The sequence below is a fragment of the Vibrio sp. VPAP30 genome, from assembly GCF_001188205.1.
GTDB lineage: Bacteria > Pseudomonadota > Gammaproteobacteria > Enterobacterales > Vibrionaceae > Vibrio > Vibrio bivalvicida.
Map to the genome: position 1 here is coordinate 138,469 of NZ_LBLS01000028.1, position 24,003 is coordinate 162,471.

General features: G+C 43.6%; 21 protein-coding genes. 10 read left to right on the forward strand and 11 right to left on the reverse strand.

The window, feature by feature from the left end:
* The first annotated feature begins 222 nt into the window (after window positions 1-222).
* Both ZX61_RS12950 and ZX61_RS12955 read left to right on the forward strand, forming a co-directional pair.
* Complete coding sequence (locus ZX61_RS12950; RefSeq protein ID WP_150115003.1) at window positions 223-879, forward strand: 2OG-Fe dioxygenase family protein; 657 nt, start codon at window positions 223-225, stop codon at window positions 877-879.
* Window positions 863-2,098: a cysteine desulfurase-like protein gene (locus ZX61_RS12955; protein ID WP_049845049.1), complete on the forward strand. Its 1,236-nt coding sequence runs from the start codon at window positions 863-865 to the stop codon at window positions 2,096-2,098. Before ZX61_RS12950 ends, ZX61_RS12955 begins: the two co-directional genes overlap by 17 nt.
* A 47-nt stretch (window positions 2,099-2,145) precedes the next feature.
* Here the strand turns inward: ZX61_RS12955 and ZX61_RS12960 are convergent, their stop codons facing one another.
* The 4 genes from ZX61_RS12960 to ZX61_RS12975 all read right to left on the reverse strand — a co-directional run bounded on the left by ZX61_RS12960 (window position 2,146) and on the right by ZX61_RS12975 (window position 5,998).
* Complete coding sequence (locus ZX61_RS12960) at window positions 2,146-2,970, reverse strand: DUF2797 domain-containing protein (protein WP_049845050.1); 825 nt, start codon at window positions 2,968-2,970, stop codon at window positions 2,146-2,148.
* A gap of 114 nt (window positions 2,971-3,084) precedes the next feature.
* Window positions 3,085-3,843, reverse strand: coding sequence for a SanA/YdcF family protein (locus ZX61_RS12965; protein ID WP_049845051.1), 759 nt, complete (start codon window positions 3,841-3,843; stop codon window positions 3,085-3,087).
* On the reverse strand, window positions 3,843-4,163 hold the full coding sequence (locus tag ZX61_RS12970) for a DUF3392 domain-containing protein (RefSeq protein ID WP_049845052.1): 321 nt from the start codon (window positions 4,161-4,163) through the stop codon (window positions 3,843-3,845). The genes ZX61_RS12965 and ZX61_RS12970 overlap by 1 nt, the downstream gene beginning before the upstream one ends.
* Before the next feature lie 146 nt (window positions 4,164-4,309).
* The gene (locus tag ZX61_RS12975) at window positions 4,310-5,998 is read right to left on the reverse strand and encodes an NAD-dependent malic enzyme (RefSeq protein WP_049845053.1); all 1,689 of its coding nucleotides are present in this window, start codon (window positions 5,996-5,998) and stop codon (window positions 4,310-4,312) included.
* A 156-nt stretch (window positions 5,999-6,154) separates the two neighbouring features.
* Between ZX61_RS12975 and ZX61_RS12980 the strand changes: the two genes are divergently transcribed.
* From ZX61_RS12980 to ZX61_RS12990, 3 genes are all read left to right on the forward strand, one after another.
* Window positions 6,155-8,500 carry a helicase-related protein gene (locus ZX61_RS12980; RefSeq protein WP_049845054.1) on the forward strand — a complete coding sequence of 782 codons (2,346 nt, stop codon included), beginning with the start codon at window positions 6,155-6,157 and terminating at the stop codon, window positions 8,498-8,500.
* Between the two features lie 218 nt (window positions 8,501-8,718).
* Window positions 8,719-9,096, forward strand: a complete 378-nt coding sequence (locus ZX61_RS12985) for a hypothetical protein (protein ID WP_049845055.1) — start codon at window positions 8,719-8,721, stop codon at window positions 9,094-9,096.
* A 294-nt stretch (window positions 9,097-9,390) separates the two neighbouring features.
* The gene (locus ZX61_RS12990) at window positions 9,391-10,044 is read left to right on the forward strand and encodes an outer membrane beta-barrel protein (protein ID WP_049845056.1); all 654 of its coding nucleotides are present in this window, start codon (window positions 9,391-9,393) and stop codon (window positions 10,042-10,044) included.
* Window positions 10,045-10,101: 57 nt separating this feature from the next.
* Here the strand turns inward: ZX61_RS12990 and ZX61_RS12995 are convergent, their stop codons facing one another.
* From ZX61_RS12995 to ZX61_RS13005, 3 genes are all read right to left on the reverse strand, one after another.
* A complete protein-coding gene (locus ZX61_RS12995; RefSeq protein ID WP_049845057.1) occupies window positions 10,102-11,292 on the reverse strand; it encodes an amino acid aminotransferase in 1,191 nt (396 codons plus the stop codon).
* Between the two features lie 211 nt (window positions 11,293-11,503).
* Window positions 11,504-12,994, reverse strand: coding sequence for an HD-GYP domain-containing protein (locus ZX61_RS13000; protein ID WP_049845058.1), 1,491 nt, complete (start codon window positions 12,992-12,994; stop codon window positions 11,504-11,506).
* Between the two features lie 212 nt (window positions 12,995-13,206).
* Window positions 13,207-13,506 carry a hypothetical protein gene (locus ZX61_RS13005; protein ID WP_049845059.1) on the reverse strand — a complete coding sequence of 100 codons (300 nt, stop codon included), beginning with the start codon at window positions 13,504-13,506 and terminating at the stop codon, window positions 13,207-13,209.
* 187 nt (window positions 13,507-13,693) lie between these two features.
* Here ZX61_RS13005 and ZX61_RS13010 point away from each other — a divergent pair, with 187 nt between their 5' ends.
* Window positions 13,694-15,094, forward strand: coding sequence for an aminotransferase-like domain-containing protein (locus tag ZX61_RS13010; RefSeq protein WP_049845060.1), 1,401 nt, complete (start codon window positions 13,694-13,696; stop codon window positions 15,092-15,094).
* 81 nt (window positions 15,095-15,175) lie between these two features.
* Window positions 15,176-15,385 carry a hypothetical protein gene (locus tag ZX61_RS13015; protein WP_049845061.1) on the forward strand — a complete coding sequence of 70 codons (210 nt, stop codon included), beginning with the start codon at window positions 15,176-15,178 and terminating at the stop codon, window positions 15,383-15,385.
* 42 nt (window positions 15,386-15,427) lie between these two features.
* On the opposite strand, the gene ZX61_RS13020 is transcribed toward ZX61_RS13015, so the two are convergent.
* From ZX61_RS13020 to ZX61_RS13035, 4 genes are all read right to left on the reverse strand, one after another.
* Window positions 15,428-15,619, reverse strand: a complete 192-nt coding sequence (locus tag ZX61_RS13020) for a hypothetical protein (protein WP_049845062.1) — start codon at window positions 15,617-15,619, stop codon at window positions 15,428-15,430.
* A gap of 126 nt (window positions 15,620-15,745) precedes the next feature.
* The gene (locus tag ZX61_RS13025) at window positions 15,746-15,982 is read right to left on the reverse strand and encodes a hypothetical protein (RefSeq protein ID WP_049845063.1); all 237 of its coding nucleotides are present in this window, start codon (window positions 15,980-15,982) and stop codon (window positions 15,746-15,748) included.
* A gap of 177 nt (window positions 15,983-16,159) precedes the next feature.
* Window positions 16,160-17,560, reverse strand: coding sequence for an asparagine--tRNA ligase (asnS, locus tag ZX61_RS13030; protein ID WP_049845064.1), 1,401 nt, complete (start codon window positions 17,558-17,560; stop codon window positions 16,160-16,162).
* Window positions 17,561-17,740: 180 nt separating this feature from the next.
* On the reverse strand, window positions 17,741-19,354 hold the full coding sequence (locus tag ZX61_RS13035; RefSeq protein WP_049845065.1) for a methyl-accepting chemotaxis protein: 1,614 nt from the start codon (window positions 19,352-19,354) through the stop codon (window positions 17,741-17,743).
* A 757-nt stretch (window positions 19,355-20,111) separates the two neighbouring features.
* On the opposite strand from ZX61_RS13035, the gene ZX61_RS13040 reads away from it, so the two are divergent.
* The 3 genes from ZX61_RS13040 (at window position 20,112) to ZX61_RS13050 (ending at window position 23,963) form a co-directional block, all read left to right on the forward strand.
* Window positions 20,112-20,576 carry a hypothetical protein gene (locus tag ZX61_RS13040; RefSeq protein ID WP_049845066.1) on the forward strand — a complete coding sequence of 155 codons (465 nt, stop codon included), beginning with the start codon at window positions 20,112-20,114 and terminating at the stop codon, window positions 20,574-20,576.
* A 184-nt stretch (window positions 20,577-20,760) separates the two neighbouring features.
* The gene (locus tag ZX61_RS13045) at window positions 20,761-22,251 is read left to right on the forward strand and encodes a SulP family inorganic anion transporter (RefSeq protein WP_049845067.1); all 1,491 of its coding nucleotides are present in this window, start codon (window positions 20,761-20,763) and stop codon (window positions 22,249-22,251) included.
* Window positions 22,252-22,808: 557 nt separating this feature from the next.
* Window positions 22,809-23,963: an amino acid permease gene (locus tag ZX61_RS13050; RefSeq protein WP_049845068.1), complete on the forward strand. Its 1,155-nt coding sequence runs from the start codon at window positions 22,809-22,811 to the stop codon at window positions 23,961-23,963.
* The last annotated feature ends 40 nt before the right edge of the window (window positions 23,964-24,003 follow it).

Here is a 24,003-nt window from a genome sequence, read left to right on the forward strand (position 1 = left end):
AGTTGGCTCTAGTGAACTCATCTAGTTTTTGGACTCATGGCTTTTTAGGTCTGGATTTAATCACTGTTATTTTGCTTCTGGGTGGGTATATATTCTTAAAGATATAAAATGATGGATTGAAATGCTAAAAATTATTGATCTGGCAATACAAGTGCGTAAATAATGAATGTGAATAAGATGTTAATCATATTATAGGTATGTACATTCATTAAGGAGATGATGATGTTACATCAGCGCGAAACTACCCTACAGCTGACCAAGTTAAGTGATGCTGCGATTTCACAACTGGCCCCTTCGTTTACTCAACTGCCTCATACCGAGCATGCTGACGGCCAGTATCGTTTAAGGCGCTACTCCGTAGTGACATTTCAAGATGGCAACGTGGTCGATTTGAATAAGAGTGAATTCGTTCAAAGTGACGATATTAATCGCTTTCAGGGTAACGTGGTTCGCCAGTTTGAACCGATCGAAAAGTCGATCATGAATAGTGACGGTATGCGTGAAATGTGTCAGCTATTTGCGCATTCTAATCATCTCGATGATGGTCATGAGATCGAGATTCACCAAATTCGTATCTCGGCTGTTTACGACGAGACTCAGGTTGCGCCAGAAGGTGTCCACCAAGATGGATTTGAACATCTCGCAGTAGTGGGTATGGGTCGTCACAATATTGAGGGCGGCGATATTATGGTTTACAGCAGTTTCAATGAAGCCCCTTTCTTTCGCAAAGCATTGCATAGTGGTGAAGTCGCCATGCTAGCTGACGACAAACTTTGGCATAATGCTACACCAATTCGCTCGGTTATTGAGGGTGAAGCGGGGCATATGGATGTATTTGTGTTAACCGCAAAGGACAGTGTGAATGAGCTTCACTCCTAATTTAGCAAGAGCGCAGTTTAGTGCTCTTGGTCAAACACATAATGACTTGCCTGTTATCTTTTTAGATGGTCCGGGCGGCTCTCAAGTACCAAAGTCTGTACTTGAAGCGATGCAGGCTTATTTGGGGTTCTTTAACTCTAACTTGGGTGGTCATTACTTTTCGAGTCAGCAAACGACTGATTTAATGAAGCAAGCACGTGAGTATGCCCAAGCCTTGGTTAATGCAGAATCAAGCAACAACATAGTGTTTGGCGCCAATATGACGTCGTTAACCTTTCAGTTAAGCCGTGCAATCAGCCGAGATTGGCAAGCCGGCGATGAAGTGATTGTTACTGCTCTCGATCATTACTCGAATGTCTCAAGCTGGCAACAAGCCGCAGAAGACAAAGGTGCGGTTGTTCATCAAGCGCGTGTTGATGAAAGTGACTGCGGTCTTGATATCGAACACTTACTTTCGCTGATCAATGATAAGACTGTGCTCGTTGCTATGACCTATGCGTCGAACACAACAGGCTCAATTGTTGATGTTCAACGCGTTGTCGAAGCCGCGCATCACGTGGGGGCTAAGGTTTACGTAGACGCTGTTCACTATGCACCGCATCATTTAGTCGACGTGCAAGAGCTTGGCTGTGATTTCTTAGCATGCTCTGCGTATAAATTCTTTGGGCCACATGTGGGTATCGCCTACATCGCGCCGGAATGGCTACAAACTTTGAAGCCATACAAAGTTGAACCTGCGACAAATGAAGGTCCGGGGCGTTTTGAAACGGGTACACAAAGCTTTGAAGGTTTAGCTGGCGTAATTGCCGCAGTGAAATATCTGTCGCAGTGGGGTAAAAGTAACGCGTCACTAAGGGAAAGATTAGTTGACTCATTTAAGCAGTTTAACCAGCATGAATCAGCGATTAGCGAACGCTTTCTTAGCCGATTATCTGAACTCGAAGGAGTGAATCTGTTTGGTAAGTTGGAAGCTAACAGCGAGCTAAGAACGCCGACCTTCGCCTTAACTTTTGATCACCACTCTCCTGAGTTTATTGCTAAGAAGCTCGGAGAAAGAAATATCTGTGTTTGGAATGGACATTTCTACGCGCTTGGGTTGGTTCGCCAGCTTGATTTAGAAGCAAGTGGTGGTGTGGTACGAATTGGCTTTATGCATTACAACACATTAGAAGAAGTGGATATTCTGTTCGATGAGCTAAAGATTATTCTTGAACGATAACCTATTTAGACAAAGACCTCCTAAGTGGAGGTCTTTTTAGTTCACCGTTAAGCGCTGACTTCCACTTCATAAGAAGTGAACTTACGAATATTGATAACTCCGGTATCAAAGATCAGGTACTGACCTTTAATTCCTTGCAGAATACCCGCCACTTCTGGATTTTTGTCGAAGTTATGAGAAGTAATTTTTGTAGGGTGCTGCTCCACTGGGTAGCTGATTGCAGTGATATTCTCACTAAGGATCTCAATTGCATCCTCGCCAAACTGCTGTTTGATTTCAGCGATTTTTTCTTCAACTAAAGGCAAGAGTTCAGCAAATCTTTCTTCTAGAGCCATTGGCTCTCCATCACCTTTTAACAGGGTGCGCCAGTTAGTCTTATCCGCAATGTGTTTTGCCAGCTCAACCTCGATAAGGCCTGAAATATGACGAGTCTTCACTTTGAAAATCGGCAAGCCTTGAGTAGCACCTTGATCGATCCAGCGGGTCGGGATTTGAGTGTGGCGAGTGATGCCCACTTTCAAACTTGAGGTGTTTGATAAATAGACGAAATGATCAACCATGCAGTTTTCCTCTCCCCATTGCGGCTCGCGACAAGTTCCCTGATCGTAGTGACACGTTTCAGGCTTCATGATGCACATATCGCAACTGGCGAGCTTTTTCATACAAACAAAGCAGTGCCCCTGCGAATAGCTTTTCTTGGTTTTTTTGCCACAAGAACTACAGAAGATATTACCAGTATGAGTGAGCGTAATGCTCTTACCAATGAAAGGGGAGAGGTCAACTAATTCATCACCAACCGGAAGTCGATAATGAACCGTATTTTCGAGAGAGGCGCGCATTTTGCTTAGCGTACCTTTAGCTAATAAAGACATGACAGTGCTCTTATTCTAATGAGGGTTAACCCTCTTTGTTTTAGGCCGTCATTGTAGCAGTTTTTACTGCGTCGTCTCGGGCAATTCTGTGCCAGTGAAGAAATCAGGTGGTGACTAGTGTTCAGTTTGACTAACAGCGACGGGTTTTTCGACAAAACTCTGCTCAGTGTCTTGCTGTGGAAGTTGTTCAATTAAAATTGGTTCTTTAGGCCCAAGGAACTTTGGTTTTGCATTAGTGATGTAAATATCAAGCACAGCTTTGGCGCGTGCAAATACTTCTCTCATCCGTACTTGAAAACCAGAGTGTTTGGATGGTCCCGCGACCGCAAAGCACTTGGCATCAATGTTATGAGAATTAGCGATAAATATCGCACGTTCGCAATGGAATTGCTGCGAAATAATCAGAAAATCATTGGTATCAAAAATTTCTTTGGCTCTGACGACCGAATCTAGGGTACGAAACCCTGCATAATCTAAAAAAATGTTCTCTTCAGGCACTTCTGCTTTGAGGAGATCACGTTTCATTGTCCAAGGCTCATTGTAAGAGCGATGTGCGTTATCTCCACTCAGAAGGAAGTTATCTACCTTGCCTTGCTGATAAAGTTCAATTGCCGCGTCGATGCGATTGGTGTAGTACTCATTGAGAATTTTTCCTAGATATTTACTGGTACCCAGAACGACAGCAACATCGAAAGATTCGATTTGTTCGGTGTCGGTAAAGAGCTGGTCTCTGGCTTGGTAAGAAACCCATCGATCGATAGCATATAAAGAAACAGTAAAGAGGACTAACACAAGCGGTAGCCATGCGAATACTCTTAGCACCAATCTTCGCCAAGTTTTTTTTGGGGTTTCGTGATGAAATAATCTACGCACTAAATTTGTCGGTTCCGCTGTGCCCATAAGCCAATTAACATAAAGCAAAACAATACGATGGAAAACATGATGCCAGCCTCAAGCCCGCGTAATGTCCGAGATAGGTAAGGTGTTGCTTTGACAATGATTAAGCCGTAACCAAACGCGTTAATCAAGACAAATGCGACAGTTCTGAGGGCAAAGTTGGTGTTTCTTAATAACTTCCTCAGTAAAGCGTTAATTTCACCGCCAGCCATAACCAAAATGCAGGCTATTAATGCAGTAGAAATCTCAGTTAGATAGGGGCGAAGGTATCCGCCTAAAAGGTTTAGGTAATCCATGAAAGTAAAGCAGTAGGTAACTGATTTGTGGAGAATAGCATGAAGTTATTTAGTTGGACATTTCAGATCGTAAAGGCGAGATATTGGTGGCAGGAATAAAAACCCAGCGCTTGCTGGGTTTTATTTGGTTGTTCAGAGCGTTTTTTTTAGAATGCGGTACGTTTGTATCGACGGTAGACGGGTTGCCAGAAAGAGCCATCGATAGCTTCTTCTAGCGCTTCGTCAGTGATCTCGAGTGCAACACCTTGTTCGATTGCTTTTTTAGCAACGGCGAAAGCAATTTTCTTCGATACTGAATGAATCGCTTCAAGCGGTGGCAGTAGCGCGCCTTGACCATTTATAGCAAGTGGAGAACATGTCGCCAGAGCACGGCTCGATTCCATTAGCATTTCGTTGGTAACACGTTTTGCTTGAACAGCAAGAACGCCAAGCCCGATTCCTGGGAAGATGTAACTGTTATTACATTGTGCGATTGGGTAAGTTTTACCTTCGAGTACCACAGGATCAAATGGACTACCGGTTGCAACGAGCGCTTCACCATTTGTCCAGCGAATAATGTCGTTAGGTGTTGCTTCTACACGACTGGTTGGATTCGACAGCGGGAAGACGATTGGGCGAGCGCAATGTTTGTGCATTTCTTTAATGACATCTTCACTAAACAGACCAGGTGCGCCAGAAACACCGACCAGTACGGTTGGCTTAGCATTTCGCATGACATCAAGTAGCGAGTAACCATTGCTTTCTGCTTCCCAGTCTGCGGTGTTTGAATGTTTTTGCACCAAACGTTGCTGGAAGTCGAGTAGGTTAGGCATACCTTCTTGCAGTAAACCCCAGCGGTCAACCATGAAGACTTGCGAGCGCGCTTGCTCATCGCTAATACCTTCCGATACCATCTGCGCAATGATTGCCTCGGCGATACCGCAGCCAGCCGACCCAGCACCTAAGAAGGTGACACGCTGCTCCGAAAGTTTGTTTCCGGCAGCTTGACAAGCGGCAAGTAGTGAGCCAACAGTAACTGCCGCAGTACCTTGAATATCGTCGTTAAAGCAGCAGAAACGGTCTTTGTAGCGCTCTAGCAACGGCATTGCATTTTTTTGTGCGAAATCTTCGAACTGAATCAGTGCATCTGGCCAACGGCGTTGAACGGCTTGCATAAATTCTTCTAAGAATGCGTCGTATTCTGCGCCAGTAATGCGAGGATGACGCCAGCCCATGTACATTGGGTCGGCAAGACGTTGTGGGTTGTTTGTGCCCACATCAAGTACGATAGGCAGAGTGTAAGCTGGGCTAATACCACCACACGCTGTGTAAAGAGCCAGCTTACCAATTGGAATACCCATACCCCCGATACCTTGGTCGCCAAGACCAAGAATACGTTCACCATCCGTCACTACGATAACCTTTACGTTATGGTTTGATGCGTTGTTTAAAATGTCATCAATTCGGTCACGGTTAGCATAAGAAACAAATAGACCACGGCCACGGCGGTAGATGTTCGAGAAGTTTTCACAGGCTGCGCCAACGGTTGGCGTGTAGATGATCGGCATCATCTCTGATATATGGTTCTGAACTAGGCGGTAGAAAAGGGTTTCGTTTGTGTCTTGGATATTGCGCAGGTAGATGTGCTTGTCCATGTCACTTTCAAAATTACAATATTGTTGGTAAGCACGTTCCACTTGTTCCTGAATTGTTTCAGTGTTTTCTGGTAGCAGACCTTCAAGGTTGAATGAGCTTCTTTCCTCTGCTGAGAAAGCACTGCCTTTGTTAAGAAGAGGAGTACTGAGAAGCGCAGGGCCTGCATATTGGATATATAGAGGGCGTTTATCGTTATTCATCACATGCCTTAGTAGGGTGTTAGGGTCAACAGACCTTTGAGAACAGGAACATAAAAATGATAGGGATTCGTTGTCGTATTGTAAACTGAATATTCCTGCAATCTGGCAAAGTTTGCGTATATAATTTCGTGCTTTAGCACTAGCCACGCGTAAATCATGACAAGCCTACCCATAGATCCTCTGAAAAGTGACTTTTTATCCCAGCTCTCAGCACACCATTTAATCGTTGAAGCCGAAACGGGTTCGGGAAAATCAACGCGTCTACCCATCTGGGCAGCAGAGCAAGGGCGTGTTCTCGTGATTGAGCCTAGGCGTATCGCGTGTACTTCCCTCGCGCAGTTCCTTTCCGATCAAAGTAAGACTCGATTAGGCGAGTCTGTCGGTTATGCGATCAAGCTTGAAAGCCGATTTGATGAAAACACTCAAGTGGTCTTTGTTACCCCTGGCGTTGCGTTGCGATGGTATTCTGAAAACGAATTAGAAGAGTTCGATACCGTCATTGTGGATGAATTTCACGAGCGACGTTGGGATACAGATTTGTTGGTGGCGTTGCTTAAGGGTAGCCTCCATCATAGATTGGTTGTAACGTCAGCAACGATCGAAGGTCAAAAGCTTGCGTCCTACATCGGTGCGAAACGTATGTATGCTGAAGGACGAAATTATCATGTATCGATCGGTTATCGTGCTGGCGACTCAAGGCAACTTCCCGATAGCAGAAATCTTGAAGAGAAAGTGAAGCAAGAGGTGATTGCACTACAGGATATGGAAGGTGATATCCTCGTGTTTTTACCCGGCAGGAAAGAGATCAGTCAATGTCAGAGTATGCTTTCTGGTATTGAGGGTATTGTCGCCGTCCCGCTCCATGCTTCTGTCACGGATGAGCAACGCGAAATCGCCCTCAATGTTCAATCCTACAAGAAGGTGGTATTAGCGACCAATGTTGCAGAAACTTCACTGACTATCCCAAATATTGTTGCCGTTATTGACTCGGGGCTCGAACGACGCACTGAGCAGCGTAATGGCAAAACCACATTGAGTTTGAAACATATCTCTCAAGCGAGCGCGAAACAGCGTAGTGGCAGGGCAGGACGTGTTATGGATGGCATTTGCATTCGCTTGTATGGTGAACATGCCGCATTGTCGGAAGTAACGCCACCTGAGATGCATCGAGAGTCGCTCACCGAACCGATGTTGGCATCAGCGAGCTGCGATAGTGCACTTACACAGCTTGAGTTTTTAGAACCGTTGCCAGAACGTTCATTGAATCACGCTACTGATATTCTGACTGCAATGGGGGCTATTGATGCGTTTGGACTTGCTACTGAACACGGCAAGCGCATCTATCCGCTACCTATTGACGCACTATACGCTGATCTTGTTACAAGAATGCCTTCAAAACCACTTCAAGAAGCCATGGTCGATCTTACGTCAGCACTGTCAACACCGGCTAATTTGTATCGTCTGTCAGGTAACGAAGAAGCGCGAGAAAAGCTAGAAAAAGAAGAACCACTAGGGTGCGACGCTCAGCTTGTGATTGGGTTATTACGAGGAGAGCATTTTTCCGCTGTGAATACTGATTGGGATGCAGTAACAGAAGCTCGGGCGTTATCTTCACAAATGCGAGAAGCGTTTGAATTGCCACAGCTAAGTGTAGCTTCACGCTATTCGCACCAATCGTTGACCGAAGCGATTACCCGTTTGCACCCAGAGCTGGTATTCGTGCGCAGATTAAAACGCCGCGAGGCGATGGGCAACGGTGAAATGGAGGTGGTGCTAGGTAGAGAAAGCCGATTTCCTAACAGAAATGAAGCAGGCTTAGTTCTTGATACTCACAGCTTGCCGGGGAGGGGGGTAAAGCAAACGCTTAACTTGGCGACTTTCACTATGCCTATTGAGCTAAAAAACCTACATGATATGGGGCTAGGTGATTGGCAGCAAGGTGAAGTAACCACCGTTGATGAACAGCCTGTGGTTGAGATGAACTTGATCTATGCAGGAAGAGTGATAGCGACTCGCCATGAAATAGCCAAAGGCGAGCTTGCGATTAAACCCATGCTTGAGGCTGTGAAAAATAACCAGTTATTACCGGGTTTTGCTGACATTCGCCACAAGCAAATAGAACATTGGAAACTGTATCTTGCATTAGGAAAGGCTGAATCGGTTGAAAATGTAGATAGCCTGTGCTTTGAAAGCTGGTTTACGCAGCAGCTTTCATTACTTGAATTGGCCGATATCTCGGAACTGGAGCTGTTTAGCGAAGACGATTTCCATTTTGAAGGTATCCCTTATTGGGAATACGATGACTTTGCCGCCGCGTACCCCTTCACATTAGCCTTGGGGGATCTTAATCTTGATGTCGAATACCAAGTAAAGAAAAAGCTGATCTACGTCGTACATCGTGACGGACTTCGTAAAGGCTATCCAAAGCGTTGGGAGCTGCCAAGCTGGAAAGGATGGAGAATACAATACAAAAAAGCTAGCAAAATCGTTGATATAAAATAGCATTCAAGAAACAAGATATTATTTGGTACCCAAAATATTAAGCAACAGGTTCCTTATATCACTTTCTTGTACACATATTGTTACCGCATTGGTTTTTATATAGCTTTTTAAAACAGAATTAGGGCATAACAGACCATTGTTTTATATCCTATTGCTATAACCAGCATGATCTAGGATATTGAGAACACTGTGTTGCCGACATTACGGGGGATGATGATATGGAACATCTAGGCAAGACAAGTGTTGTGTTCGACTATACTTCTTTTCTCGGTGCTTCTTGCAATAAGAAATGGACGTTCTTGGAAGCCATGAGCACGTTTGCTCCTATCTTTAGCCTTGCATGGAAGGATACGATAAAAGAGACGCTATCGGTTGAAGACCGCTTGTGGGATCAGGCTATGAAGTCGCTTTCGGCAAATCGTAGTGACGAATCCAATATTCTTACTTTACTTCAGTTGGCAAAAATTGAAGGCGTAGAAGAGCTCAAGATTGTGATGCCTTACGAACTGGAGATTGATCTACTGGAGCGGGTTAAAGCCAAATCGAAGGCAGAGATACAAACCTTGTCTCAAGATGAGCTTATTATCAAGTTTTAGCACGAAGCTGATGTGCAATTGCGAAACATCTAGTGACCTAAATACTTTGCTAAGAAAGAGATCTCATTTGAGATCTTTTTCGCTATCTGAGTAATAGAGTTAGTGCAAGATCATAATTCTCACAATTTATTCAGTAACTTGGCGGTTACATGTTCTATATTTTCTAATCAATATAACGAATATATCCAGCATCTGTCGCGGATTCTGGTCTGGGAAAATTGGCAGTTAATCTTGTCCATCCAAGGAAAGTTTGCCGCCGTTAATTTGTGCAGTATATGGACTCAAGAGGTCATAATGGAATTGAAGTACCGTTGGATATTAGCCCCTTTACTCTTTGCTAGCTCGGTGCATGCAGCAGAACCTAATAAAATAAACCACCTAAACTATGATCTCCTTTATGCAGACTTAAGTTCTGGGTCGCTGAATGAAAATTTGGGTACAAACAATAATGCAACCGCTTTAGCTGTCGGTGGCAATTATGTTTGGACTGACAATATTTTATTCACTTTAGATTATACCGCGCGATTTATTCACCCTGACGATGTTACCACTGAGTTATATACCTTGTTGCCGGGCGTTGCTTATCGCTATCCATTGATGGAAAAGTTAGATGTAATCGCTACAGCTAAAGTCGGCTATTTGTGGGCAAAGCAGACTCTCGATAAAACCGAAGAAAAATTGTTTAGTGATAGTAAACCTTCGATTGGTGCGAGTTTAGAACTTAAGTATGCGCTGAGTGAGAAGTGGGAGTTAGCAAGTCGAGGCGAATTTAACTACACTGACTTACTCGAAGAAGCGGTGTTCAATGTAAGAGCCGATTATCAGTTTGCAGAGCGCTTTACGGTTGGTTTTTTCTACACTCATCGCAACGGTGATTTTGAAACGGCTAAAATCAAAGGCAATGCTACTACCAATGAAGGTGGAATTTCTCTTAGGTATTTGTTCTAGAAGAGAAAACAATAAAAGCCAGCGAAAGCTGGCTTTTTAGTTTTAGGTACGCAGCAATTATAGAACTGCCGCAATACCTTTACATAAAGGTAGCATGTTTGAACGAGTCATGCCTGCAACGCTGATGCGGCCAGAACCCACGATGTAGATCGCGAACTCTTCTTTAAGGCGGTTAACTTGCTCTTTAGAAAGACCAGAGAATGAGAACATGCCGTTTTGACGTTCAATGAAACTAAAGTCAGCATCCACACCTTGCTCTTTAAGCGTAGTAACAAACAGCTCACGCATGTCTTGAATACGGTCACGCATCTCTTTCACTTCTGCTTCCCACTCTGCGCGAAGGTCTTTGTTGTTAAGGATGTGTGTGACCACAGCGCTACCGTGTGCTGGTGGGTTTGAATAGATCGAACGAATAATCGCTTTTACTTGTGAGAATGCTGTTGTTGCCACTTCTTGTGACTCTGCAACGAGAGTGAAGGCGCCAACGCGCTCATTGTACAAGCCAAAGTTTTTAGAGAATGAACTAGCGACTAAAATCTCTTTGTTGTACTTAGCAAAGATACGCAGGCCCGCAGCATCTTCTTCAACGCCTTTTGCGAAACCTTGGTAGGCAAAGTCAAACAGCGGAAGAAGTTTTTTGTCTGCGACAAGCTTAGCCAGAGTTTCCCATTCGGCAGAGGTAGGGTCGATGCCTGTTGGGTTGTGGCAGCACCCGTGAAGAAGCACGATATCACCTTCAGTTGCTTTTTCTAAATCAGCAACCATAGATGCGAAGTCTTTGTCCTTAGATTCAGCATCGTAGTAGCTGTATTGAGCTGTTTCTATACCCGCAGCGGCAAATACACCATTGTGGTTTGCCCAAGTAGGGTTGCTGATCCAGATTTTTGCGTCACCAAGTTGGCGTTTAATAAATTCACCAGCTACACGGAGAGCTCCTGTACCGCCAGGTGCTTGAGCGGTTTTAGCTCGCTTGTTAACAACGATTTCCGCATCATTTCCGAAAAGAAGTTTTTGAACCGCTAGTGCATATTCAGCGGTCCCTTCGATAGTTAGGTAAGACTTGGTCTTCTCTGTTTCAATGAGTGCCGCTTCAGCCTTCTTGACTGTGGCTAAAACAGGGGTTTCACCTTGCTCATTTTTGTAGATACCCACGCCAAGGTTAATCTTCTCTGCGCGAGTGTCTTTTTTGAATTCTTCAGTAAGGCCAAGAATAGGGTCTGCGGGTGCAGCAACTACTTTTTCAAACATAATCTTCATCCATGTTTATCGAAGGGATAGGTAACTCACTCTTTTATACCTTTCTACGCAGAGTGAGACAACAGCGAAAGTGAAGAAAATTTAAAAATGAGTCGCGATTAGGAGCGGTTTCTATTCAAACCAAGTTTTCTATATGAAAAGTCCCTTTATTTATACCGTAAAGGGACGTTAAATGAGTGAAAATGGATGAGGGTATAGGGACTTAAGCGTGCATCATTTGCTCTAGCTCATTCTCTTTGGCTTCTAGTTGACGGTACTTGTTGGCGATTGCGACGAACTCATCTTCAATCGCTATGAATGCTTCGACGATTTGTGGGTCAAAGTGGTTCCCATTCCCTTCAAGAATAATCGACTTTGCCTTTTCGTGGCTAAAGGCCTTTTTGTATACGCGCTCTGAAATAAGTGCGTCATAAACATCAGCTAGCGCCATTAATCGTCCTGAAATAGGTATTTCTTCCTCTTTAAGCCCATTGGGGTAGCCACTACCGTTCCACTTTTCGTGGTGGGTAAGAGAGATCTCTTTCGCCAGTTGTAAGAACGAGTTACTACCGAGCTGACCTTCAGCCATTGATAGCGCTTTGGCTCCAATCTCAGGGTGACGCTTCATTATTTCAAATTCTTCATCTGTCAGTTTCCCTGGCTTAAGCAAAATGTTGTCAGGAATGCCGACTTTTCCTACGTCGTGAAGGGGAGCGGACTTATAGAGTAATTCAATATAGTTTTCAGTAAGCAGAGCTTTATGTTGTTCAAATTGAGAGAGGTGTTTCGCCAGTGCGCGCACGTACTCTTGGGTTCGTAGAATATGGGCGCCAGTTTCATTGTCACGTGACTCTGCAAGAGCGGACAAACTGACAATAGCGACGTCTCGCGTTGTTTTCACTTCGTCTTGGCTAGACTCTAGGCTATCAAGCATTTGGTTTGTTAACGAGGCCATTGACCCTAGCTCATTGTGTTCAAAAATAGGAACGCGTTTGGATGTATTGCCGTTAGCGACCTCTATCAACGAACATTCTTGTGCGTTTAAGACGCGGCGCATTAACTTGCTCCACTGAAGCATAATTGCAATGATGTAAGCACCAAGTACACCTGATATGTAAACAAATTCTTTGATTACACTGATTTTTCCTGTGCCATCTAAAAGTCGATCAGGGTTGTGCTCAAGCCAAAAAATGTCTTTTATGGCGACCATGGCAAGCATAGTCGTCAAAGTGATTAGAAGCAGGCTGATGAGGAAAATCATCTGTTTGACCATGGATTGTCGTTCACCGCTAAGCTCAAACTTGAAACGTTCAGCATTAGTTAGGCTGTCAAAGATTTGAATTTTTGAATCTAGTTGAAGTAGTAAGCCGGTAAAGAAGCCAAATAAACTCATACCAAACAAAACTTTAAGGTTACTGTCGAGAGGGAATTCATAATAGACGTTATAGAAGGTGGCAAGAACAAAACTACCAAAAAACATCAAAGTGGTATCGAGTTGAGCCTGTTTTTGCTCTTGAAGCAGAGTGTGCCGTTGAAGGAGAAAATGGCGAAAGAGGAAGACTGTTCCAAACGTCACCGCAACATGTGTAAACAACTCTGTCGATGTTAATGTTTCTAACATCGGACAGACTCGCCCCCCATAGAGACCGAAAACTACTGCGGCCAGTGTGTATAGCTTTAGAGTCAAAGATGCGTTGTAATGAGAGTTAACCATGTCAAAGCCTTTATATCATTATCAATATGGCGAAAACTCGCCTATAGACAAATACCATTATCTAGTAAGTGATTCGTCTACCTAATAAAAGACCGAGCATTCTATCGATTAGTTTCGCTTATTGATACGTTTTTGCAACTTTAGTACTAGGTGTAGGATGAGAGTTGGTATGAAGAGAACACGCACCCTAATATCGGGTGCGTGAGTGAAGATTACTTTTTAAGGTTGATTTGAGATTCGATAGCGTTGGTTTCTATCTCTGGATTTTTACCCAGTTTTTCCGCTGCCCACTGGTTTACGTGAGACAAAATCGCTTTGATGGCGTGCTGTTCCGTTGGCTTCTCGCCTTTTGTCAACTCTATATCTTGTTTGGGGTGTGTACCCGTTGCATCTTCAGCGATGTGCAGCCAATCCGGATGCCAGTAGTAAGGCTGCCCACTTGGTGTTGTCCAACTATGTACACCATTGCTTTCGCCTTTGTACTCGATATGTGACGAATCATATTTTTTCATTATTATCATCCCTTATGTAAGGTTGTTTGGATCACTAATACCTGATAAATGTAACAGAGTTTGTGATATTTAATGTGATTCAACTCGATAAATATGATTCGCAAAAAACAAAGCCATTTTGTGGGATGCTCGTAAGGTCATGTTTTTTTTGACTATGGTATCTTTGCGACATTAATATGAGGGATCTATGAATCGCTACCAACAATTAGCAGAAAAGCTTAAACAGCAGATCAAAGACAATACCTGGCGTGCAGGGGAAAAGATCCCTTCGTTACGTGCGGCGAGTCAGAGCTTTTCGGTAAGTTCAGCAACCGTGCTACAAGCCTATCAGTTATTAGAGTCACAAGGCTGGATTAAAGCCAAACCTCAATCAGGCTATTTTGTTACCTCGACTATAGAGAACAGCGCGATGGGTAGTGTCCGACCTGCCGTGCGAAGTGAGTACAACGATGAGCTGTACGAGTTTCTAAAGAGTAATAACCAAGCGTCTGTGGCTTTTGGCTCTGCGTTTCCCGATCCTAGTTTATTTCCTTTGCAAGCGCTTAATCGCCACCTTGCCAGTGCAGGAAGGAAAACACCAGTTGAGAGTGTTATCCGGAATTTGCCTCCGGGAAATGAAACCCTTAGAAGGATGATTGCTCAGCGCTATATCATGCAGGGTGTGGCGGTGTCTCACGAAGACATTGTGTTAACTTCTGGTGCGATGGAAGCCCTAAACCTGAGTTTACAAGTGGTGTGCGAGCCCGGAGATACCGTTGTTATTGAAACGCCGACGTTTTACGGTGCACTTCAAGCTGTCGAGCGTCTAAAGCTCAATGTTGTGCAGGTACCAGTAAATCCAGCGACAGGGGTTGATTTATCGCGTCTTGAGCAAGCTTTTAGCCAGCATGACGTTAAAGCATGTTGGTTGATGGCAAGTTTCCAAAACCCAACTGGCGCATCCCTAAATGATGCATGCAAGCGTTCAGTTGTTGAGTTAGCAAATCAGTATGATGTCTATGTTATAGAAGATGATGTCTATGCCGAGCTACACCTTGAAGATCGCAAACCCTATCCACTCAAATATTGGGATGAGCGAGACAGAGTATTGCTCTGTAGTTCGTTGTCTAAGTCTTTATGTCCAGGTTATAGAATAGGGTGGGTGGTAAACCGCACGCTAAGCGACAAGTTGCAAAAACAGCAACTGACTTCCACGTTAGCAACAAGCTCACCGATCCAGCAGGGCGTGGCTCATTATCTGCAATATGAAAGTTACGACAACCATCTTCGTAAACTCCGCAAACATCTAAGTAGGCGGCAAATTGACTATCTGGATGCTATAGAGCAGTGTTTTCCTAAAACAATAACTGTACGAAGGCCTAGGGGCGGGTATTTCCTTTGGCTTGAATTAGATAAAGTAATAGATACCTACTTTATCTATCAGAAATTGAAAAAGTCAGATATCTCAATTGCTTATGGAAACTTGTTTGCAGCCGACAACCAGTTCCAAAACTACCTACGTATCAATATTTCTTTCGAACTCACCGATACTGTGAGAGACGCACTCAAAGAAATAGCACAGTTAGTTGCTAAGCCACCAAACTGCTAGGGCATTTTTGTGACAAACTGTACCGCTATACGCTAGGAAAACTGTGTTGAAATAACTCCATTGCTATCGCGAGGGGGAGTTATGGAAAAACGAAGTTATAAACATGAGTACCGTTTGGTGTTTGTTGCTATCATTTGTGCGGCTTTGTTGGTGTTTGGGCATCTAATTCTGGCAAAGTCTTTCGCTACATTGGCATGGACTGAATACACGGCAGCTGCAATACCATTTGTGATGTTTGCCATTTGTCTATTTGGTATCCGTTACGCTGCTAAAACTAATAGCATAGAGTAAATTGTTAAAGGGCTAACCCAATGCTTAGCCCTTTTGCAACTACTAGTCTCTTATACTGTCGGGATGTGTAACCGATGGGTCAGCATCACTAGGATAGACCCCCATTAAGTCCTCGGCATTTTGTAGCCAGTCTGGGTGCCAGTAGTAGGGTTGGCTTCCTGAAGGATGATCCCAATCCATCGCGTGTTCATGCCTTCCGTCATAAGACAGATCATCTAGTCTGAATACTCTCATAACAAACTTCCTCACTGTGATCTTACTGCGTCACATTATCAATTATGATTGAAAATAAGAAAGTTTGCGTATAGTGCAGCGACAAAACATACTTGAACAAAGCGCCTACGTGCAAACCGAGCTCGGCTATTTATGCTTATCGTTAAGGTGATCTATGATGGCTTGCTTGGCATGTTGCTCATTAGCTACCTCGCCTTGAGCGATATCAAGTGATTGTCTGCCATGCATTCCGGTAATATCTTCAGCAATATGCAGCCAATCAGGATGCCAGTAATAAGGCTGATTGCCTTGAGGGTGATCCCAACTATGCACACCTTCATGAACACCGTTGTATGACAGATCCTCAATTTTGAATAGTTTCATAGCGATACTCCTGCGCAATGGAAGATACTTTGACATTAGCTCGAAGTAATGAGTTTTTCTAATCTTAATGAAGCGATGTTGTGATTAGGTAGCATTCACTAATGGAGAGCTTTCTTTACACTAAACATACAAAAAAGCCTCCGAATATCGGAGGCCTTTATTATGTTAGACTTCGAATTAGAAGTTTGCAGAACGTGGTGTACGTGGGAATGGGATAACGTCACGAACGTTGCCCATACCAGTTACGTAAGATACTAGGCGCTCAAAGCCAAGACCGAAGCCTGCATGAGGTACAGTGCCGTATTTACGTAGGTCGCGGTACCAGTTCATGTGCTCAGGGTCGATACCTACTTCGCGCATACGCTCGTCTAGGATGTCTAAACGCTCTTCACGCTGAGAACCTCCGATTATTTCGCCGATACCTGGTGCTAGTACGTCCATCGCCGCTACAGTCTTACCGTCATCGTTCGCACGCATGTAGAATGCTTTGATGTCTTTCGGGTAGTTTTTAACGATTACAGGCGCTTTGAAGTGTTCTTCCGCTAGGAAACGCTCGTGTTCAGAAGACATATCGATACCCCATTCAACTGGGAATTCGAACTCACGACCAGAATCCAGAAGAATTTGGATTGCGTCAGTGTAGTCTACTTGTGCAAAGTCAGAAGAAACAAACTGCTCTAGGCGAGTGATTGCTTCTTTATCGATACGTTGAGCGAAGAACTCAAGGTCGTCACGACACTCTTCTAGTACTGCTTTGAATACAAACTTAAGCATGTCTTCTGAAAGCTTAGCGATATCTTCTAGATCCGCGAAAGCAACTTCAGGCTCAACCATCCAGAACTCAGCTAGGTGGCGGCTTGTGTTTGAGTTTTCAGCACGGAACGTAGGACCGAACGTGTAAACTTTACTTAGTGCACAAGCGTAAGCTTCACCGTTTAGCTGACCAGATACCGTTAGGAACGTCTCTTTACCGAAGAAATCTTCGTTGTAATCAACATCGCCTTTTTCTGTGCGAGGCAGATTTTCCATGTCTAACGTAGAAACGCGGAACATTTCACCAGCACCTTCAGCATCAGAAGCTGTGATCAGCGGCGCAGATACCCAGAAGTAACCTTGCTCATGGTAGAAGCGGTGAATCGCTTGAGATAGGCAGTTGCGAACACGCGCTACTGCACCGATTACATTTGTACGTGGGCGCAGGTGTGCGACTTCACGTAAGTATTCGATCGAGTGGCGAGTTTTAGCCATTGGGTATGTTTCTGCGTCTTCAACCCAACCAACAACTTTAACGTTAGTTGCAGCAAGCTCGAAGTCTTGACCTTTCGCAGGAGACTCAACAATCTTACCCGTTACTTCAACAGAGCAGCCAGTCGTTAGCTTTAATACTTCGTCTTCGTAATTATTAAGATTATTAGGGACCACGGCCTGAATCGGGTCGAAACAAGAGCCGTCGTAAATGGCAAGGAAAGAGATTCCAGCTTTGGAATCACGACGTGAACGGATCCAGCCACGAACAGTTACTTCACTGTCTACTGCTAGCTGACCTTTCAAAACGTCTGATACAGGCGCGTAAGTCATGTTTTAAATATTCTCCATTGAGGTAAAAATTCAACCCAATGTTGAGATACTCACCGAATAAATAATGAGCAAACATTGGGTTGGATAGAATTCTATAGATTCAATGGAACATATTACCTTTCAAATATTATGCTTCAACCTTTATTGTCATTTAGTCGAACAAAAATCCCTAATATCCGGCTATTTCGGTGTAGAAAGGGTAAATTGCGTCAATAGCTGTTCTAGATGTTCGGAAAGTTGTTCAAGATTCATACTAATGTCTCTCGTGTGAGCGGCAGACTCAGTGGTTTGATTTGCATGTTGGTTAATCACTTGAACCTTACCTTGAACTTGATGACTTAAGTGGGCTGTGCTGCTGGACTGCTGTTGAATACGGTTTGCATGAGCGAGTGCTTGTTTCATCTCTTCGACGACACCATTCATCGCCTGCGAAAGCAATTCGATTTCGCTCGAACGCTGGTGGGCAGTGCCGCAAACCGTATCGACACAAGAGAGTGACGCTTCACTATCTTTTTGGAATTGGGCGATAATACTTTCAATGCTGCCTGTGGCTTGTGCAGTTCGACTGGCTAGATTGCGAACTTCATCAGCGACGACAGCAAACCCACGACCTTGTTCACCCGCACGTGCAGCTTCAATTGCCGCATTAAGGGCGAGTAAGTTAGTTTGCTCAGCGACACCCTTTATCACCTCTAAAATGCTAGAAACTTCTGCGGTTTGGTTGTTTAGGTCAACAATACTATCTTTAACTTGCTCTATGTCGGTTACTAGCCCTTTGATCTCGTGACTTGCCCCGTGAGCCTGACGGGCGCTCTGTTCGGCAATATGAGTTGTGTGCTTAATTAGGGTAGAAGCTTCGTCGGTCGCGGTTTCTACTTGTACTTGCTGAGATTGCATTTGTTCAATATTGTCTTGAACTTCGGAGGTTTCCGCTTGTTGGTTACTTGCTGCTGCATCTGTTATCTGTGCTACTTGGGTCAGTTGTGTGGCGCTACCCGCTACTTTGTGAGATGTTGCTTGAACTTGCTCAAGACTTTGGTTAACGGTATCCATAAAGGAATTTATCGCACCTGACAGCTGACCAATCTCATCCTTTTGTGTTGTATAAAGTCGTTGAGAAAGATCTTTTGTCTTGCTGACAGTTTGCATAAAGCCGGAGGTTTTTTGAATCGGACGCACGATGATCTTTCTAATCAACCACATGGTGATTAAAAAACCAACGAAGCCAAACGCTGACATAATCGCTAGTGCAATAAACGCCCTTTGACTGATGAGCTGGTTAACATGAGATAAATTGTACTCAAGGCGAATAGCACCTAGTACTTCGCCTTCGGGTGCCATATGACAAGCAACACAATTGGTGCCGCGGTAGTTTTCGCTCGATTTCATAGGTAAAGCGACAACTATACCGTTGCCCCATTCCGCGTTGATAGGCTCTATGATTAACTCACCAGCAAGGGCTCGCTTATCAATATCATCAACAGGTTTTTGATTCTCTTGTCCAGGACCATAGAGTTTGCTAACAGCCTCTGCCCGCAGAACCTTTACCTGTTCAATCCCATCTTGAGCGAGGGCCTTTTGTCTTAAAGTTTCTTTTTGAGCCATGGTTCCAGTTAGCATCATCATGTTCAGGCTATCAAAATAGTTACTTGCTTTGTCATGAAGCTGTTCACTCAAAACAGAGTTTATTAACTCGCGTTGCTGCAGATACTGGTATGTTGTTGACGCTACGAGGACTAATCCAAATACCGTTAACAACGTGATGAGCAATTTTGTAGTAATAGTAAGGCGCATTATTGGATAAAAATTTATAATATTGGAATAGACATCAACATATTCTCCTATATGCAATTAGGAGGAAAGATGGCTAATTTTTTATTGTGACCGCACTCTCCGTAAGGTTTTTGTAAATGTGATGTAAGGTGTGTGTAATCAATACTTTGACGTAGTGACGTAAAATCGACGTGCTTAGGCGTTTAAGGGAGCATCTTTATATCTAGACAGTTGGAAAGCACCACCACCAATATACGTCTGAGATCTCAAGCATTTAAGTCGTTGACAGATGTAGGTTAATAAGGAGTTGGTATTTTTTGTGGAACGCAATGGAAGAGGAGAAATTAGGAGGTGATGAGTTTGGCTTTTTGCATTGTAAACGGATGTTGATGTCATCATCAAATAGTAGATATGTTAAATCAAACTTTTGAGTATGGAAAAGTGAAATCATTGATTTTGATTTTTAAAATGTATTAACTCGCTACAACAGATTATATTGGCGCTACAGCCAATTCCGGCTGATTATGTTTCTACAGTTGAGAGGAGTTTAACGTCAACGTGTTAATTACGCCGCCTTAAATTATCAATTCTCTCCCGACCTACACTTAAACCGAGCGCCCGCTCATCGAAACAACGAGTGAACTTAACTATGTCTGTATTGGCAGGGTTTACTGTATGCGTAAAAAGAGAATTATATGAATAAATGTATAACGATCGTTCAATTAGAACACCTTAAAAAAGAAGAGGGTCTGCTACAACCAACGTTAGGAATAAAGTAATGAAATTCATATCTGCTTTTATTCTTTTCGTAATGGCTGCAGCCAGCGCATTGGCAAAATATAGCGAAGACGACCGATTTTGGAAGAAACACGCTCTTGTCAAATCAGGCGTAGACAACGATCGTGTTGCTTTGGTTGCTGAGCGCCTTTCCCACATACTCCCCGATGATAGGGAGCAGCTCGAATCTGAACTGGAGTATTTAGAGCAGTTTGGTGAAGAGTTGACCCTGCCGCAAAGTGCACGATGGTGCGACATTTATCTTTACCTTCAAGGCGAATCCAGCCTTAACCCAATATCAAGAACTGAACAGCGATCATTAACAATTGATGAGTTGATTGACGAAGCGAACCAGTTGTCTGAACTGCTTGATCAAGAAGGTTATTCGAAAGCTATGCTCAATCGGTATCAAGATCTTTCGACAAAACTTGATTTTTTCAACAAGCGCTTTAATCAACCGTTTTAGGCGAAGGTATCAAGCTGTCAAACATCATTATATAGAGGAGTTTAACCAACCGTGTTAATTACGCCGCCTTAGACCACGTATTTCTCTGAGTACACGCAACCGAGCTCAGGCTCATCTTAATCTGCTGACTTAACTTATGTCTGTAACACGGCAGGGTTAGCCACATATAAACAAAGAGAATTACATGCTTACAAATCTACAAACACACTGGTTGTCAAACATAAAAGGAGACAGCTTATCGGGAATCGTAGTCGCATTAGCGCTCATACCAGAGGCTATCGCATTTTCAATAATTGCGGGTGTAGACCCTAAAGTCGGGCTCTATGCATCATTTTGTATTTGCGTTGTGACTGCCTTGGTAGGTAGTCGACCAGGAATGATATCGGGTGCAACGGGCGCTATGGCTCTACTAATGGTGACATTGGTTAAAGAGCATGGTCTTGAATACCTTTTCGCTGCATCACTTTTAACTGGTGTCATTCAGATTGTTATTGGCTACCTAAAACTAGGCAATCTGATGAACTATGTATCTAAGGCGGTTGTTACCGGTTTTGTAAACGCGTTAGCGATTCTGATTTTTCTCGCTCAATTACCAGAATTAACCGATGTTTCGAACAGTGTCTACATCTTGGTCGCAATCGGTTTAGCTGTCATCTATCTGTTTCCTTATCTTCCAAAGCTTGGAGGATCTATTCCTTCACCATTGGTTGCTATCGTGGTGGTGACAGCGATTAGCTTGATGTTTGGATTAGATATTCGAACGATTGGCGATATGGGCAAGTTGCCAGATTCTCTGCCGATATTTTTGGCGCCTGATGTTCCACTCAGCTTAGAGACTCTTAAAGTTATTCTGCCCTATTCAATTGCCTTATCTGTCGTGGGTGTCTTAGAGTCCTTAATGACCGCGACGATTGTTGATGACTTAACGGATACAGAAAGCAATAAAAACAACGAATGTAAGGGGCAGGGAGTAGCGAATATTGTGTCGTCGCTGTTTGGTGGAATGGCAGGTTGCGCAATGATAGGCCAATCGGTGATTAACATTAAGTCAGGTGGACTATCTCGAATGTCGACGTTAGTCGCTGGGGTTGGGCTGCTTTTGATGGTGGTGTTCTTATCTGATTGGTTAACTCTGATCCCAATGGCTGCACTGGTTTCGGTGATGATCATGGTTTCGATTGGTACATTCTCTTGGCGATCAATTACAGAACTAAAAGATCATACATTACCTACCAACATCACAATGATTGTGACTGTTGCGACTGTAGTGTGGACTCATAACCTAGCGATCGGAGTTCTTGTTGGAGTGACTTTGTCAGCGCTGTTTTACGCTCATGTGAGTAAAGCAATGGTGTTTATTTCAGACGAAGTTGCTGTTGAAGGCGTGCACTCAGTTCATAAAGTTTGTGGCCATGTATTTTTTGCATCCTCAGATGCGTTTATGGAGATGTTTGATTTTGAAGCTGCAACCCCATATGTCACCATTGATACAAGTGGAGCACATTTTCTCGATAACACTGCGGTTGAAGCATTGGACAAAGTTGTCTTTAAATTCAGAAAGAAGGGTTCAAAAGTTGATGTGGTTGGCATGAGTGAACTAAGTGAAAGGTTGATAAGTAAACATGCTATGTACCATAAGCATGAAGATTTGTCGGCAATCTCCATCACTCACTGAATTTAAGCCAGCGTTACGCTGGCTTTTTTTGTATCTAAAACAAGCTACGCAGGGAGCAGTAAAAGGCGTGATTATGTCGCCAATTGATCTGATTAGAGATGCGGGTAATGAGATAAAGGGAAGAGTTACGCCAGCGGAAGAGTAGTGTTTTTAGTAGGTGTTAATCTAGTAAGTTAGGTTGTTATTTGACCAGTTAAAAACTAACCCATTGCAATCATAGCCTCAGCCTATAAGATGCTGTTATCTCAGTTTGAGATGACATAGCGCAGGATTTGCTATGCCTTTTCCAAAGGAATGTCTTTTACTTAGGACATCTTAATGATTTTCAAAATTACCACCCCGATTCTGGAGCCAACTGAAGGGTCGCCTCATAAGGCTTCTAACAATGTAACCTCTCTTTTTTCTTCTTTGGCACTCTTCCGCTATTGCAATACCCTCTTGCAGTCTTATTCATTTTCTCGATTTTATTTTTCGTATTGATACTCCCTTATCTCAGTACGTCTGCGTGTGAAGCGCATAAATTCAAAATTTAAATAATATTTACGGTTTTAGAGAAAATGAATACAAAACTTCTGGGCAGCGCGCTCATTATTTCTGGTACAGCGCTTGGCGCTGGTATGCTTGCAATTCCAATGGTACTAGCCCAATTTGGCTTATTGTACGGGACACTATTAATGGTGCTGATTTGGTTCGGTACCACATACTCTGCTCTACTTTTGCTCGAAGCGACCATTAAATCTGGTGGTGGGTTAGGACTTAACTCGATAGCTCGCAAAACGTTAGGCAAGGGTGGACAACTTGTCTCTAATGGTCTGCTCTACGCATTGCTGATCTGCTTATTGATGGCATACATTCTGGGTGCAGCAGACTTATTATCTCAGGGCTTTACTGCTCTTGGTGTGTCGATTAGTTTCACCCAAAGTCAGACCTTATTTGCCCTTGTAGCTGGAGCAATTGTAGCTTGTGGTACAGGTGTGATTGATAAGCTCAATAGAGCACTTTTCTTTGTAATGGTTGTCAGCCTAGCGGTAACGCTACTGGTGTTATTACCTGAGTTTTCGACACAAAACCTCGCGCAAGTAAGCAATAATGACCAAGTCGGGCTTATTCAAACAAGTGCGGTATTGTTTACTAGTTTTGGCTTTATGGTAGTGATTCCAAGTTTGGTTTCCTACAACCATGAGGCTACAGACAGTCAATTGAGAAACATGGTCATTCTAGGCTCTTTAATCCCATTGTTCTGCTACTTGTGTTGGTTGTTTGCTGTAGTCGGCAACTTGCCACCAGAGCAGCTAAAAGAGTTTGGTAGTGTATCTGAGCTAATGGCTGGGTTTGAGCATGATGCACCTTGGATTGGTACTGTGCTATCGTTGTTTACAGGTTTAGCGCTGCTAACTTCTTTCTTTGGTGTCGCTATGTCACTGTTCCATCAAAATAGCGATACCTTTAAACAGAATCGCGTGGTGACTTATATTCTGACTTTCGTATTACCGCTTATTGGTGCGATTATCGCAGCAGACCAGTTCTTATCTGTTCTGGCTTACGCGGGAATTATTCTAGTGTTCTTAGCGGTTTTCGTTCCGCTTGCTATGGTCTACAAACTAAGAATAGCGAACACCTTAAGTGAGCGTTATGCTGCTGAAGGTGGCAATGCGATGATGTTCTTTGGGCTGGCTTTTGGTGGGTTCTTGCTTGTGTCGCAAATGATATAGCGGCCTTGCTGACAAATTAAAAATAGGCGCTGACTAGCGC

Coding starts and splice junctions, on each gene's coding strand:
- ZX61_RS13020 (WP_049845062.1), bottom strand. CDS start 15,619: ATGAGAGTATTCAGACTAGATGATCTGTCTTATGACGGAAGGCATGAA.
- ZX61_RS13040 (WP_049845066.1), top strand. CDS start 20,112: ATGAAATTCATATCTGCTTTTATTCTTTTCGTAATGGCTGCAGCCAGC.
- ZX61_RS13050 (WP_049845068.1), top strand. CDS start 22,809: ATGAATACAAAACTTCTGGGCAGCGCGCTCATTATTTCTGGTACAGCG.
- ZX61_RS12975 (WP_049845053.1), bottom strand. CDS start 5,998: ATGAATAACGATAAACGCCCTCTATATATCCAATATGCAGGCCCTGCG.
- ZX61_RS12985 (WP_049845055.1), top strand. CDS start 8,719: ATGGAACATCTAGGCAAGACAAGTGTTGTGTTCGACTATACTTCTTTT.
- ZX61_RS13025 (WP_049845063.1), bottom strand. CDS start 15,982: ATGAAACTATTCAAAATTGAGGATCTGTCATACAACGGTGTTCATGAA.
- ZX61_RS12990 (WP_049845056.1), top strand. CDS start 9,391: ATGGAATTGAAGTACCGTTGGATATTAGCCCCTTTACTCTTTGCTAGC.
- ZX61_RS13035 (WP_049845065.1), bottom strand. CDS start 19,354: ATGCGCCTTACTATTACTACAAAATTGCTCATCACGTTGTTAACGGTA.
- ZX61_RS12970 (WP_049845052.1), bottom strand. CDS start 4,163: ATGGATTACCTAAACCTTTTAGGCGGATACCTTCGCCCCTATCTAACT.
- ZX61_RS12950 (WP_150115003.1), top strand. CDS start 223: ATGTTACATCAGCGCGAAACTACCCTACAGCTGACCAAGTTAAGTGAT.
- ZX61_RS13010 (WP_049845060.1), top strand. CDS start 13,694: ATGAATCGCTACCAACAATTAGCAGAAAAGCTTAAACAGCAGATCAAA.
- ZX61_RS13000 (WP_049845058.1), bottom strand. CDS start 12,994: ATGGTTAACTCTCATTACAACGCATCTTTGACTCTAAAGCTATACACA.
- ZX61_RS12955 (WP_049845049.1), top strand. CDS start 863: ATGAGCTTCACTCCTAATTTAGCAAGAGCGCAGTTTAGTGCTCTTGGT.
- ZX61_RS13015 (WP_049845061.1), top strand. CDS start 15,176: ATGGAAAAACGAAGTTATAAACATGAGTACCGTTTGGTGTTTGTTGCT.
- ZX61_RS12960 (WP_049845050.1), bottom strand. CDS start 2,970: ATGTCTTTATTAGCTAAAGGTACGCTAAGCAAAATGCGCGCCTCTCTC.
- ZX61_RS12995 (WP_049845057.1), bottom strand. CDS start 11,292: ATGTTTGAAAAAGTAGTTGCTGCACCCGCAGACCCTATTCTTGGCCTT.
- asnS (WP_049845064.1), bottom strand. CDS start 17,560: ATGACTTACGCGCCTGTATCAGACGTTTTGAAAGGTCAGCTAGCAGTA.
- ZX61_RS13045 (WP_049845067.1), top strand. CDS start 20,761: ATGCTTACAAATCTACAAACACACTGGTTGTCAAACATAAAAGGAGAC.
- ZX61_RS12980 (WP_049845054.1), top strand. CDS start 6,155: ATGACAAGCCTACCCATAGATCCTCTGAAAAGTGACTTTTTATCCCAG.
- ZX61_RS13005 (WP_049845059.1), bottom strand. CDS start 13,506: ATGAAAAAATATGATTCGTCACATATCGAGTACAAAGGCGAAAGCAAT.